At 65.0% G+C, this 12,897-nt stretch carries 14 protein-coding genes and 1 pseudogene; 7 read left to right on the top strand and 8 right to left on the bottom strand.

Annotated elements, in window-relative coordinates:
• Position 1: 1 nt before the first annotated feature.
• The 6 genes and pseudogenes from mdtD to Q5Z11_RS14775 all read right to left on the bottom strand — a co-directional run.
• Complete coding sequence (gene mdtD, locus Q5Z11_RS14800) at positions 2-1,423, bottom strand: multidrug transporter subunit MdtD (RefSeq protein WP_303747103.1); 1,422 nt, start codon at positions 1,421-1,423, stop codon at positions 2-4.
• Positions 1,424-1,487: 64 nt separating this feature from the next.
• Complete coding sequence (locus tag Q5Z11_RS14795) at positions 1,488-2,120, bottom strand: hypothetical protein (protein WP_303747102.1); 633 nt, start codon at positions 2,118-2,120, stop codon at positions 1,488-1,490.
• Positions 2,121-2,195: 75 nt separating this feature from the next.
• On the bottom strand, positions 2,196-3,269 hold the full coding sequence (gene hemE, locus Q5Z11_RS14790; RefSeq protein WP_303747101.1) for a uroporphyrinogen decarboxylase: 1,074 nt from the start codon (positions 3,267-3,269) through the stop codon (positions 2,196-2,198).
• Between the two features lie 60 nt (positions 3,270-3,329).
• A complete protein-coding gene (locus tag Q5Z11_RS14785; protein ID WP_303747100.1) occupies positions 3,330-3,581 on the bottom strand; it encodes a WGR domain-containing protein in 252 nt (83 codons plus the stop codon).
• 199 nt (positions 3,582-3,780) lie between these two features.
• Entirely contained in the window at positions 3,781-4,890 is a 1,110-nt protein-coding gene (gene aroB, locus Q5Z11_RS14780) for a 3-dehydroquinate synthase (RefSeq protein ID WP_303750056.1), read from the bottom strand.
• 18 nt (positions 4,891-4,908) lie between these two features.
• Positions 4,909-5,430: pseudogene (locus Q5Z11_RS14775) on the bottom strand (shikimate kinase); the annotation flags it as partial.
• 99 nt (positions 5,431-5,529) lie between these two features.
• On the opposite strand from Q5Z11_RS14775, the gene Q5Z11_RS14770 reads away from it, so the two are divergent.
• Positions 5,530-5,733, top strand: a complete 204-nt coding sequence (locus Q5Z11_RS14770; RefSeq protein WP_057629454.1) for a dodecin family protein — start codon at positions 5,530-5,532, stop codon at positions 5,731-5,733.
• A 110-nt stretch (positions 5,734-5,843) separates the two neighbouring features.
• Here Q5Z11_RS14770 and Q5Z11_RS14765 read toward each other — a convergent pair whose 3' ends face one another.
• Positions 5,844-6,677, bottom strand: coding sequence for a kinase (locus Q5Z11_RS14765; protein WP_303747099.1), 834 nt, complete (start codon positions 6,675-6,677; stop codon positions 5,844-5,846).
• Positions 6,678-6,719: 42 nt separating this feature from the next.
• Here Q5Z11_RS14765 and pdxH point away from each other — a divergent pair, with 42 nt between their 5' ends.
• Genes pdxH through Q5Z11_RS14745 form a run of 4 tightly spaced genes read left to right on the top strand, consistent with a single transcriptional unit; the run spans position 6,720 to position 8,921 of the window.
• Entirely contained in the window at positions 6,720-7,319 is a 600-nt protein-coding gene (pdxH, locus tag Q5Z11_RS14760) for a pyridoxamine 5'-phosphate oxidase (protein WP_303747098.1), read from the top strand.
• The gene (aac(6'), locus tag Q5Z11_RS14755) at positions 7,316-7,777 is read left to right on the top strand and encodes an aminoglycoside 6'-N-acetyltransferase (RefSeq protein ID WP_303747097.1); all 462 of its coding nucleotides are present in this window, start codon (positions 7,316-7,318) and stop codon (positions 7,775-7,777) included. Before pdxH ends, aac(6') begins: the two co-directional genes overlap by 4 nt.
• Positions 7,777-8,121 (top strand): hypothetical protein, encoded by a 345-nt coding sequence (locus tag Q5Z11_RS14750; RefSeq protein ID WP_303747096.1) that lies wholly within the window; start codon positions 7,777-7,779, stop codon positions 8,119-8,121. Before aac(6') ends, Q5Z11_RS14750 begins: the two co-directional genes overlap by 1 nt.
• Positions 8,121-8,921: a cobalamin-binding protein gene (locus tag Q5Z11_RS14745; RefSeq protein WP_303750055.1), complete on the top strand. Its 801-nt coding sequence runs from the start codon at positions 8,121-8,123 to the stop codon at positions 8,919-8,921. The genes Q5Z11_RS14750 and Q5Z11_RS14745 overlap by 1 nt, the downstream gene beginning before the upstream one ends.
• A gap of 449 nt (positions 8,922-9,370) precedes the next feature.
• Here the strand turns inward: Q5Z11_RS14745 and Q5Z11_RS14740 are convergent, their stop codons facing one another.
• A complete protein-coding gene (locus Q5Z11_RS14740; protein WP_303747095.1) occupies positions 9,371-10,594 on the bottom strand; it encodes a citrate synthase family protein in 1,224 nt (407 codons plus the stop codon).
• Between the two features lie 122 nt (positions 10,595-10,716).
• Here Q5Z11_RS14740 and prpB point away from each other — a divergent pair, with 122 nt between their 5' ends.
• Both prpB and prpC read left to right on the top strand, forming a co-directional pair.
• Positions 10,717-11,601 carry a methylisocitrate lyase gene (gene prpB / locus Q5Z11_RS14735; protein ID WP_282265849.1) on the top strand — a complete coding sequence of 295 codons (885 nt, stop codon included), beginning with the start codon at positions 10,717-10,719 and terminating at the stop codon, positions 11,599-11,601.
• Between the two features lie 95 nt (positions 11,602-11,696).
• Entirely contained in the window at positions 11,697-12,854 is a 1,158-nt protein-coding gene (gene prpC / locus Q5Z11_RS14730; protein ID WP_303747094.1) for a bifunctional 2-methylcitrate synthase/citrate synthase, read from the top strand.
• The last annotated feature ends 43 nt before the right edge of the window (positions 12,855-12,897 follow it).

Genomic DNA, 12,897 nt, shown 5'->3' with positions numbered 1-12,897 from the left:
CTTACTCGACGACTTCCTCGACCGCACGCGGGTGCGGGCGGTTGTCGGGCAGCTGCCAGAACACCAGCGTCGAACTGAGCGTGATCGCACCAACGCAGAGGAAGGTGGCGTGCAGCGCAGCGGTCGCGCCATGACCGCTCAGGTGCTCGCCGAACGCCGCCAGCAGGCTGCCGGCGGTGGCTGCACCAAAGCCTGTGGCCAGCATCATCACCATCGACAGCAGGCTGTTGCCGCTGCTGGCCTGCTGCATGTCGAGGTCACGCAGGGTGACAGTGTTCATCACGGTGAACTGCATCGAATTGACCGCGCCAAAGATCGCCAGCTGGGTGAGGCGTAACCACAGTGGCTGCTCGGCGGTGATCAAAGCGAAGCTGGCCATCGCCAGGCCCACGCAGACCGTATTGATCATCAGGATGCGGCGGTAGCCGAAGCGTTCAACCAGGCTGACGGCAGCGCGCTTTGCGGCCATGCCGGACAGCGCCACCGGAATCATCATCATGCCCGCGGTCATCGGGCTCAGGCCCATGCCGACCTGCAGTAGCAAGGGAATCAGCAAGGGCATCGCACCGCTGCCGATGCGTGAGAACAGATTGCCGAGGATGCCGATGCGGAAGCTGATCACCTTGAAGAGGCTAAGTGGGAACAGCGCATTGGCCGCGCTGGCCGCGTGCAGCCAGTAGCCGGCCAGCGCAGCGATGCCGACCACCGCCAACAGCAGCACCAGTGCATGCGCCGAGTTGATTGCCGAGACGCCATCCAATGCCAGCGACAGGGCGATCATGCCGAATGCCAGCATCAGGTAGCCGGGCAGGTCGAAGCGCTGGTTCCGCTGGCCGTAGTGGTCGGGCATGATTTTCAACGCAGCGATGAAGCCGATCACGCCGATCGGCAGGTTGATCAGGAAGATCCAATGCCAGGAGGCGACTTCCACCAGCCAACCGCCCAGGGTCGGGCCCAGCAGCGGCCCGATCAGCGCAGGAATGGCGATGAAGCTCATCGCCGACAGGAACTGCTCGCGTGGTACCGAGCGCATTACCGCCAGACGGCCAACCGGCAGCAACATCGCCCCGCCGATGCCCTGCAGCACGCGCGAGGCCACCAGCCATTGCAGCGTGGGTGACAGCGCGCAGGCCAGCGAGCCCAGGGTGAACAACACGATTGCGGCGAGGAAGGTGCGGCGGGTGCCGAAGCGGTCGGCGATCCAGCCCGATGCGGGGATGAAAGTGGCCACCGCCAGCGCATAGCTGAACACCACCGACTGCATCTGCAACGGGCTCTCGCCCAGGCTGCGCGCCATCGCCGGCAAGGCCGTGTTGACGATGGTCGAGTCCAGCATCTGCATGAAGATGGCCAGCGATACCAGCCATAGCAGCGGTTTCTGGGCGGAACTGGCGGGCTGCGGGACGGGGGGAGCTGGGGGCATCAAGACGACTCGCGCTGGAGCAGGCGCTCATTGTCCTCCGATGCGTGTGCAGATGTTGCGTAGATCAGTCGCCGCCGCCGATGGTGTACAGGGTTGATCCGGAATCGTCAGGGTTCCGGCTCAGCATGATGGTGGAATTGAGTTCACCGATGGTGATGCTCCAGCTGTCCTCGTCGATGCGTTCCATCTTGCAGTTGGTCGGGATGCCGGGGTTGTTGCGCGCCACCGGCGCACAGTTGCGCTCGCTGATCGGGCGTATTTTCTCCAATGCCTTCTGCAGCGGAACCGCAAGCACCAACGTGCGGTTGCCGTACATTTCGGCCAGCGTTTCGCGGGTCTCGGTCACCGGCAATCCGTACAGGGTCACCAATCCGGGCCTGATCTGGGCGCTGGCGTCGTAGGAGGTGTCCTGCATGGCATCGGTGCCGACGGACTCGGTGCCGCAACGGTCGAGCGAAAGATGGGTGATGTACGGCCGCCAGCGCGGCGCGATTTCTTCCAGTCGTGCAATGCGGATCTGTTTGCAGCTGGTGGGGAAGTCCAGCGGTGCGGTGCTGAAGATGGTCAGCTGTGCGACCTCAGGAAACGCGGCCAGCGTCGGGAAGTCATCCTCGCCAAGTTGCAGCGGGGCGGGTGCGGCGTTTGCCGCAAGCGGCATGACGATTGCCAGCAGCAGTGAGGTGCAGCGTTTGTACATGGGGCGCGGGCCTGATGACGGGCATCCAGCGTTGGGGCCCGGAAGATTGAAGTCAAGCTTCCGGGCCCTCAGACCTCAGCGGCGGCTGAGGCGGTGCACCGCATCCACCAGCACCGCAACGTGCTCGGGGTTCATGTCCGGCGACATGCCGTGGCCAAGGTTGAACACGTGGCCTTCGCGCGAACCGCCGTTGCCGGCGGCGTAGCTTTCCAGCACCTTGCCGACTTCGCGGGTGATCGCATCAGGCGAGCCGTACAGCGTGGTCGGGTCCAGGTTGCCCTGCAGTGCGACCTTGCCGCCGGCTGCGCGTGCAGCGTCTTCCAGCGAGATGGTCCAATCCACGCCGACGCCTTCAGCGCCGCTGGCGGCCAACTCAGCCACGTACTGGCCGGTGCCCTTGCCGAACAGGATCAGCGGGGTGCGCTCGGCGCCGTCGCCGCGCTTGAGTTCGCTGGCGATGCGGTTGAGGTAACGCAACGAGAATTCACGGTACATCGCCGGGCCGAGCACGCCGCCCCAGGTGTCGAACACCTGCAGTGCCTGTGCACCGGCCGCGCGCTGCGCCGACAGGTAGGCGATTACCGCATCGGTCACCACTTCCAGCAACTGGTGCAGGGCCTTGGGTTCGTTCAGCGCCATCGCCTTGATACGGGCGAAATCCTTGCTGCCGCCGCCTTCGATCATGTAGCAGGCCAGCGTCCACGGGCTGCCGGAGAAACCGATCAGCGGCACCTTGCCGTCCAGCTCGCGGCGGATCAGGCGCACTGCGTCCATCACGTAGCGCAGCTCGGTTTCCATGTCCGGTACCGCCAGCTTGGCGACCGCAGCGGCATCACGCACCGGGTGCTTGAACTTTGGGCCTTCGCCGTCAACGAAGTACAGGCCCAGGCCCATCGCGTCCGGCACGGTGAGGATGTCCGAGAACAGGATGGCGGCATCCAGGTCGAAGCGTTCCAGCGGCTGCAGGGTCACTTCGCAGGCGACCTCCGGGTTCTTGGCCATGCCCAGGAAGCTGCCGGCGCGGGCGCGGGTGGCGCGGTATTCCGGCAGGTAGCGGCCGGCCTGGCGCATCAGCCAGACGGGGGTGTAGTCCACGGGTTCGCGGCGCAGGGCGCGCAGGAAGCGGTCATTGCGAAGTGGGCTGGTCACATGGAACTCCTGGGTAAGAACCGCAGGCGCGCTGCGGCGCACCTGCAGGGAATGCGGGATTCAGGGCGCGGGCTGGCCGGCGGTGAACATCACCTGGAAGCCTTTCTTGATCTGGCCATCGCGGGCCTTTTCGAAGGCATGGATGGCTTCCTCGTGCTGCAGGAACAGCTCGCGGCGCAGCTGGATGCGGCCACCGGTCTGGCCGCTCTCACGCAGCAGCTCCCAGCCGCCGAGCAGGTCGGGTACCAGCGAAAGCTGTACGTAGCGGGGGGCTTCTTTGCCGCTGGGCGGCTGTTGCAGTAGGACGCGCATGGCGGCGATTGTAGCCGGTGTGCGGGTTTTGGGCTGATTTTGGGGTTTGCTGCGAAGTGCTACCCCTCCCCAACCCTCCCCTGCTGCGCAAGGGAGGGGGAAGAGCAGGCATGGTCGTGATCTGACAGGTCGCAGTGGACGGCCCCCTCCCTTGCGCAGCAGGGGAGGGTTGGGGAGGGGTAAGCCTTTGACTTGCCGCTCAGCCCAGCCGCAGCACGTCCAACACCGCAGCTTCATCCACATCCGGCACCACCTCGGCCTTGCCGATGCCGCGCCACAGCACCAATCGCAGGCGTCCGGCGATGTTCTTCTTGTCCAGCCGCATATGCCCAAGCAGTGCCTCTGCATCCAGGCCGGCAGGGATAGCCGTCGGCAGGCCGTAAGCCTCCAGCAGCTCACGCAGTACCTCGGTATCTGCCACATCGGCCATGCCCAGGGCCGCCGACAGCTTGGCTGCCAGCACCATGCCGACCGCTACCGCCTCACCATGATTGAGGTTGTCGTTACCCGGCGCGCCGTAACCCTGCGCGGTCTCGATCGCATGGCCGAAGGTATGGCCGAGGTTGAGCAGGGCGCGTTCACCCTTCTCCAGCGGGTCGCGTTCGACGATCTCGGCCTTGTGCTCGCAGCTGCGGGCGATGGCCTGGGCCAGCGCAGTGTCATCGCCGGCCAGCAGGGCCTGGCGCTCGGCCTGCAGCCACTGGAAGAACAGCGGATCGCGGATGGCGCCGTATTTGATCACCTCGGCCAGGCCGGCACGCAGCTCGCGCGCCGGCAGGGTGCGCAGCGCAGCGGTATCGGCGACGACGGCACGCGGCGGGTGGAAGGCGCCGACCAGATTCTTGCCCTGCGGGATATCCACCGCGGTCTTGCCACCGACCGAGGAGTCGACCATCGACAACAAGGTGGTCGGCAGCTGCACGCAGTCCACGCCGCGCATCCAGCAGGCCGCGGCAAAGCCGGCCAGGTCACCGACCACGCCGCCGCCCAGCGCCAACACGCAGGCGTCGCGGGTGGCGCCGAGGCTTGCCAGCGCATTGATCGCGCCGCCGAAGTTGTCCAGGGTCTTGGAGGCTTCGCCGGCCGGGATGATGTGCTGGCCGATCTTCAGGTCGGGGCGGGCTGCCAGCAGCGCGGTCTGTACCTGGGCCAGGTATAGCGGCGCAACGGTGTCGTCGCTGACCAGCAGCACGTGGCGGCCACGGATGGCACCGACCAGTGTCTGCGCCTGCGACAACAGGCCAGGGCCGATATGGATCTGGTAGGGGTGTTCGCCGCCGACGGCGACGGTGCGGGTGGGAGCGGTCATGCGGGTCGGTTCCAGAATCTGCCATTGCGCGGCAAGCCGGGTCACGGTGTGCGCGGTGGCATCGGCGGGGGTGTAGAGGTCGGTATCGATGATCAGGTCGGCCAGCTCGCTGTACAGCGGGTCGCGGATGGCGGCCATGGCGTGCAGCACCTGCTCGCGGTCCGGGCGCTGCAGCAGCGGGCGGGTCTTGTCGCGCTGCAGCCGCGACAGCTGCGAGGCCACGCTGACCCGCAGGTAGACCACGAAGCCCTGTTGGCGGATGCGCTGGCGGTTGTCCGGATCCAGCACGCAGCCGCCGCCGGTGGAGATCAGCTGGCCGCTGCCCTCCAGCAGGCGCGACAGGACCCGTTTTTCGTGGGCACGGAAGCCGGCTTCGCCGACGTTCTCGAAAATGGCGGGAATGCTGGAGCCCACGTCTTCGACGATGGCCTGGTCGGCATCCACGAACACCAGCCCGAAGCGCTCGGCCAGGCGGCGGCCGATGCTGGTTTTGCCGGCGCCCATGGGGCCGACCAGGATGAGATTGGGGGCGGGATTCATTGCGGGAAGATGCTAGCACCTCGTGTCAGTGCCTTAACACGGTAGCAGCCAAGCTCGGCAGTTCCACGAATGGTTCGTGGTGCAACCAAGGAGTTGGACATGTCAGTGGCGAAAATCATTGAAGTCAGCGCGTCCTCCAAAACCAGCGTCGAGGATGCGGTGCGCAGCGGCATCAAGAAGGTGGCCGAGACGGTCAAGGGCATCCAGGGCGCGTGGGTCAACGAAACCAAGGTTGTCACCGACGGCGACGGCAACATCATCGAGTGGCGCGTCAACCTGCGGATCACCTTCCTGGTGCAGTGATCGCGCGTTGCGCCCCGAACTCAGCGCTGCATGCATCTACAACGGTTCGGCGGCGCCTTCGCCGTCGAATCGTTCCGTTTCGCTTTTCCACTCCGGCTGAAGGGAGTGCGTCAGCCCTGCTGGTCTGGCAACGGCTGCCGCTGCGCATCCAGGGCAATGACCCGGTCGGCAATGCCGGGCAGGGTGCGTAGTGCCTGCCGGCTGATGCGTTCGTAGAACTGCACGAAGCGCTCCAACTGGGGTCGGGTCATGCTGCTGCGGCCGGGTGAAGCCTGTTGTAGCGCCTGTTCCTGCTGCCAGCGCCAATGCGGTACCACGGCGAAGCTTGGTGGCTGCAGCATCCATAGCCGATCAAAGCGTTGCCACAGGCCGGGGTAGTGCTCGGCCAGCGCCTGGTTGCACCAGCGCCGCCAACGGCCATCGGCATCGGCCTCGCGCTCCAGTGCATTCAATGGCACCTGCAGCGCAGCGTCGTCTTCCGCTGGCGTGCCCAGGAACCAGCCCTCGAATACCAGAAGGTCCAGTGGCTGTTCGATCTTCTTCCACTGTGATTCAGGGACGCGTTCGTCGGCGAGTTTGTCGAAGCGCGGCAACGGGAAACCTTGCCCTGCCTTGGCGGCATCCAGGGTTGCCATCGCCAATGCCAGGTCGTGCGTGCCCGGTGGCCCGCGGGTGGCAAGCAGGGGATGCACGCGATCGGCGAGCCGCTGCCGTTGGGCGCGGGTCAGGTAGGTGTCGTCGATGGAAACGGCTGCGGCACACAGGCCACGCGTGCGCGCCAGGTCCACCACCTGTGCCGCCAGCGTGGATTTGCCGCTGCCTTGCACGCCGCTTATCGCCAGTACTGGCGTACCGTCGGCACTGGCCAGTGCATCATCCAATGCCTGTGCAACCAGTGCCGGCGCAAAGCGGCGTTGGGAAAAACTGTGCGGAACGGGGGACATGCCGCCACAATAGCCCAAACACGTGCCCTAAGAAGCAGGACCATGAGCAATCTTTACGCTGAAGCGCTATCTACTTTCGCCGCATTGTTTGAAGAGGCAAAGGCTGGCAAGGAGGTGGATGCCACCGCGATGACCGTCGCCACCGCCGACATTGATGGCCGGCCGTCGGCACGCACCGTGCTGCTCAAGGCCTTCGACGAGCGTGGTTTCGTGTTCTACACCCACCTGGACAGCCGCAAGGGCCGCGAGCTGCACGACAACCGCGCCGCGGCGCTGCTGTTCCTGTGGCGCAGCCTGCGCGAGGCCGGTATCCAGGTGCGCATTGAAGGCGATGCACAGCTGGTTTCGGCTGCGGAATCCGATGCCTACTTCGCCAGCCGTCCGCGCATGAGCCAGATCGGTGCCTGGGCATCTGTGCAGTCACAGCCGCTGGCGTCGCGGGAGGAGTTCGAACAGCGATTGGCCAATTTCGAGGCCCGCTTTGAAGGCCGTGACGTGCCGCGTCCCGATGGCTGGGGCGGGGTGCGCGTAGTGCCGCGTCGCATCGAGTTCTGGTACGGCGCCGATTTCCGTTTGCACGAGCGCTGGTGCTATGAGACCGATGCGGCGGGCGAGTGGAGCAAGCGGATGCTGTTCCCGTGAACCATCCCGGCTGCCGTGTGCGGCACGCCCAGGCCGGGGATTGGCGGGACTGGGCCGGGCTGCGCCTGGAGCTGTGGCCGGATAGCGAAACAGGGCTGGCGGACCTGATGGAGCTGATCGAATCGGCAGGCAGTACCTGCCTGCTTGCCTGCGCTGCCGATGGGCGGGTTCTGGGCATGGCAGAAGCAAGTGTCCGCAACGAGTATGTCAACGGTACCGACAGTTCTCCAGTGGGCTTCCTGGAAGGCTGGATCGTGCATGCATCAGCCCGCGGCGCTGGTATTGGGCGCTTGTTGGTCGACGCCGTGGCGCAATGGGCGCGGAACCAGGGCTGCACCGAGCTGGCCTCGGATTCGGGCCTGGCCAATGTAGCGGCGCAGGCTGCACACGAAGCGTGCGGCTTCACCGAAACGGAGCGTGTCATCTACTACCACATGCCACTGCGGGCGATTGGCTGATGCAGCTCCATCCGGTTTACAGGATCACCGTGTTCGTACCTCCGGCGCAATTGCAGGCGCTGAAACAGGGCATCCTTGCGGTGGACGATCTGGCTGCCGGTGGCTACGCGCACGGCATGTGGGAATCGGCAACTGGGCAGGAGCAGTTCCGTGTGCTGCAGGGCACGCGCAGCACCATCGGCGAGGCGGGCGAGCTGGTGCGGGCCGCCAGCGTGCGGCTGGAGTTCTGCATCCCGCGCGATCCGCAACGTCTGCAGCGGATTCTGGATGAGGGCATTGCCGCCAATCATCCCTGGAACAGTCCTGCCGTATTCGTCGATACAACGGAGTTCGCCGCACCATGATTGGTCCGCGCCGCATTGTCTGCCTGACCGAAGAGCCGACCGAGACACTTTACGCCTTGGGCGAGCAGGACCGCATCGTCGGCATCAGTGGTTTCACCGTGCGGCCGCCCGAGGCGCGCCGCGACAAGCCCAAGGTCAGTGCCTTCACCAGCGCCAAGGTGGGCGAGATCCTCAAGCTCAAGCCCGATCTGGCGATTGGCTTCTCCGACATCCAGGCCGATATCGCCGCCGAGTTGATACGCAACGGCGTGGAAGTCTGGATCGCCAACCACCGCAGTGTGGCCGGCATCATTGACTACATCCGCCGTCTTGGCGGTTTGGTTGGTGTGGCGGCGCGTGCCAATGCCTATGCGGATGAGCTGCAACGCGGCTTGGATGCTGTAGCCGAGCAGGCGGCGAAACTGCCGCAGCGGCCGCGCGTCTATGTCGAGGAATGGGACGAACCCATCATCACCGGCATCCAGTGGGGCGCCGAGCTGGTGGAGATCGCCGGCGGCATTGATGTGTTCCCGGAGTTGTCGCGCGAGCCGCTGGCCAAGGCGCGCATCCTTGCCAATGGCGACCCGGTGATCGCGCGCAACCCGGACATTATCATCGGCTCATGGTGTGGCAAGAAGTTCCGCCCCGAGCGGGTGGCTGCGCGTCCGGGTTGGGAAAAGATCAATGCGGTGCGCGACGGCGAACTGCACGAGATCAAGTCGCCGTTGATCCTTCAACCTGGCCCGGCAGCATTGACCGATGGCGTGCAGGCCATCGCGCAGATCATCAATCAGTGGTCAAAGCGGGCAGGGGCCTTGTAGGAGCGGCGCGTAAGCCGCGAAGCTCACGACAATCAAGCCGCCGATCAATCTGCAATCACGGCACATCTACCAGATGTGGGAGCGGCATAAGCCGCGAAGCTGGTGATGCTGGAAAGGCCGCAAAAGCCTACCCCTCCCCAACCCGCCCGGCCCGAAGGCATAGCCTTCGGTCGTTCATCAGGCCGCGCGCCGGTGGCGCGCAAGCAGGCCTTCTTCACCCCCTTTGCTGCGTAAAAGGGAGGGGGCAAGAGCGCATCGCCGTTCGGATGTAGGAGCGGCGTAAGCCGCGAAGCTCACAACAGTAAAGCCGCCGATCAATCTGCAATCACGGCACATCTACCAGATGTGGGAGCGGCATAAGCCGCGAAGCTGGTGATGCTGGAAAGGCCGCACAAGCCTACCCCTCCCCAACCCTCCCCTTTGCTGCGCAAAAGGGAGGGAGCACAAGCTCACCCCCTCGGCGCCAACCCGGTATAGCGCGCACGCGGCCGTATCAAGGTGCCCAGGGCTTGCTGCTCCAATGCATGCGCCAACCAACCAGTAAGCCGGGCGGTAGCAAACATCACCAGCGCATGCGCGCCTGGCAGTTCGTGCACATAACAAATAGCCCCCAGCATCCCGTCAATGTTCGGCCGCTGCCCGCTGACTTCCTCGGTAGCAGCCAAAACCGCTTCCACATGGCGCATGCGCGGTGAATCGCCGCGCAGTTCGCGCAATTGACGCAGAACCTCCGCGCCGCGCGGGTCACCATCGGGATACAGCAGATGGTTGAAACCGGGTAGTTCATCACCGCGCCGCCAGCGTTCGGCGATGAAGGTGGCGGGTGACCCGCTGGTTTCGGCATCGACCAGCAAGGCATGCGCCCGCGCGGTAGCACCGCCATGGCGCGGGCCGGACAGGGCGGCCAATCCCGCGCTTACCGTCGCGTGCAGGTGTGCGCCGGTCGAGGCGACCACGCGCGCTGCAAACGCCGAGACATTCAACTCATGGTCGGCGCACAGCACCAGGGCCGAGCGCACCAGTTCAGCGAAAGCTGCATCGCCAGGCATCCATGCATCGGCGAGCAGGCGATGCACCGGTCGCACATCCGGCTCGGTGCCGACCAGCAAAGCCGCGTTCTGGCGCAGCAGCATTGCTGCGACCTCGCGACGTACCGAGGCGGCCGCATTGAGCGATTGGCGTTGCTCCAAGGCCAGTAGCGGGATGCAGGCCATTGCGCGTTCCACCGGCGGCAGGCTGCCATCAAGCGCCAGGCTGGCGACGCGTGGTGGCCATGCCGGCATGGCAGTCGCGCTGAACGGGTCCTGCTCCTCGCAATCCCACAGCAGTCGCGCGATGTCTTCCAGCGTGGCACCGGCCTGCGCTGCAGCCACGGCTGAGCGGCCGCGGTAATAGGGCGCATCCGGACGGATCAGTGAGATGCGGGTTTCCAGCACTGGCAGGCCGCGATCAAGGCTCTGCGCCGCGCCGCGTTCGGCGCCGCGTCCAGCCTGCTTGCGCTGCGCCAGGCGTTCGACTTCCGCCCGCAGGTACACCCGGCTGCGGGCGGATGTACCCGGGCGCGAACTGAGCAGGCCGCGGCTGACATAGGCGTACAGCGTGGCGGCGCTGATGCCGAGCAGGGCACAGGCTTCACTGGCGGGTATCAGTTCAGGATCGAGGGCATCTGGCATGGCGTATTCAATAGGTTGATTTATTGAATCAAGATTGATCAATGCATCTGATGGTGACAGATTAAGCGTCACAGCGGAATGGCATGCTCGCCACCGCCCAGCCACAAGCCAGGAGCCATCCCATGAGTCGTTCTTCCGCCGGCGCTGCATTCCGCGCCGCACTGGCCGCCGAATCCCCGTTGCAGGTGGTCGGCGCGATCAACGCCAACCACGCCCTGCTGGCCAAGCGCGCCGGTTACCGTGCCATCTATCTGTCCGGTGGCGGCGTTGCCGCTGGCTCGCTGGGCCTGCCGGACCTGGGCATCAATACGATGGAAGACGTGCTGATTGACGTGCGCCGCATCAGCGATGTCTGCGATCTGCCGCTGATGGTCGATATCGACACCGGTTTCGGCCCGAGCGCGTTCAATATCGCGCGCACGGTGAAGTCGCTGATCAAGGCCGGCGCCGCTGCCTGCCATATCGAGGACCAGGTGGGTGCCAAGCGTTGTGGCCATCGCCCGGGCAAGGAGATCGTCTCGCAGGGTGAAATGGTCGACCGTGTGAAGGCTGCCGCCGATGCCAAGACCGATCCGGATTTCTTCCTGATTGCGCGTACCGACGCCATCCAGATGGAAGGCGTGGACGCTGCAATCGAGCGCGCGCTGGCCTGCGTGGAAGCCGGCGCCGACGGCATCTTTGCCGAGGCGGCCTACGACCTGGAGACCTATAAGCGTTTCGCTGACGCAGTGAAGGTACCGTTGCTGGCCAACATCACCGAATTCGGCGCGACCCCGCTGTTCAGTCGCGATGAACTGGCGTCAGCCGGCGTTGCGATGCAGCTGTTCCCGCTGTCGGCGTTCCGCGCGGCCAACAAGGCGGCCGAGAATGTGTACGAGGCCATCCGTCGTGACGGCCACCAGCGTAATGTGGTGGACAGCATGCAGACCCGTGAGGAGCTGTACGACCGCATCGGTTACCACGAATTCGAGCGCAGCTTGGACAAGACGTTTGCTGCGAAGAAGTGATTGATTGGGCTGCAGCAGGCGGCCCTCACCCCCAGCCCCTCTCCCGCAAGCGGGAGAGGGGAGCGAAAATCCCGCATCTGATCGAGGTTCATACCATGTCTGAATCCACCGCCGCACCGGCGTTCAAGCCGAAGAAGTCCGTCGCCCTGTCCGGTACCGCTGCCGGCAACACCGCCCTGTGTACCGTTGGCCGCAGCGGCAACGATCTGCACTACCGTGGCTACGACATCCTGGATCTGGCCAACACCAGCGAGTTCGAGGAAATCGCCCACCTGCTGGTGCATGGCAAGCTGCCGAACAAGGCCGAGCTGCGTGCCTACAAGGCCAAGCTGAAGGCGCTGCGTGGCATCCCGGCATCGGTGAAGGCCGCGCTGGAAGAACTGCCGCCGTCGGCGCATCCGATGGACGTGATGCGTACCGGCGTTTCCGTGCTGGGTTGCGTGTCGCCGGAGACGGATGATCACAACCACCCGGGCGCGCGCGACATCGCCGACAAGCTGATGGCCTCGCTGGGTTCGATGCTGCTGTACTGGTACCACTGGAGCCACAACGGCAAGGTCATTGACGTGGAGACCGACGATGATTCGATCGGCGGCCACTTCCTGCACCTGCTGCACGGCGAGCAGCCGCGCGAGTCCTGGGTCAAGGCCATGCACACCAGCCTGATCCTGTACGCGGAGCATGAATTCAACGCCTCGACCTTTGCCTGCCGCGTCATCGCCGGCACCGGCAGCGACATGTACAGCGCCATCACCGGCGGTATCGGCGCACTGCGCGGACCGAAGCACGGCGGTGCCAACGAAGTCGCCTTCGAAGTGCAGAAGCGCTACGAAACCGCGGACGAAGCCGAGGCTGACATCAAGGCCCGCGTCGAGCGCAAGGAAGTGGTGATCGGTTTTGGTCACCCGGTCTACACCGTGTCCGATCCCCGCAACAAGGTGATCAAGGACGTCTCGCGCGAGCTGTCGGCCGAGCAGGAAAACATGAAGATGTACGACATCGCCGAGCGCCTTGAGTCGGTGATGTGGGACATCAAGAAGATGTTCCCGAACCTGGATTGGTTCAGCGCCGTCAGCTACCACATGATGGGCGTGCCGACCGCGATGTTCACTCCGCTGTTCGTGATCGCACGTACCGCAGGTTGGAGCGCGCACATCATCGAGCAGCGCATCGACGGCAAGATCATCCGCCCGAGCGCGAACTACACCGGTCCGGAAGACCAGACCTTCGTGCCGTTGGACAAGCGCGTTTAAGACGACTGCACCATCTCCGCCACAAGCGAGATAAAGCCCCTCT

Source organism: Stenotrophomonas sp. 610A2 (assembly GCF_030549615.1).
Lineage (GTDB): Bacteria > Pseudomonadota > Gammaproteobacteria > Xanthomonadales > Xanthomonadaceae > Stenotrophomonas > Stenotrophomonas pigmentata.
Note: the sequence above shows the minus strand (reverse complement) of the source record. Positions and strands in the feature narration are given on the sequence as shown.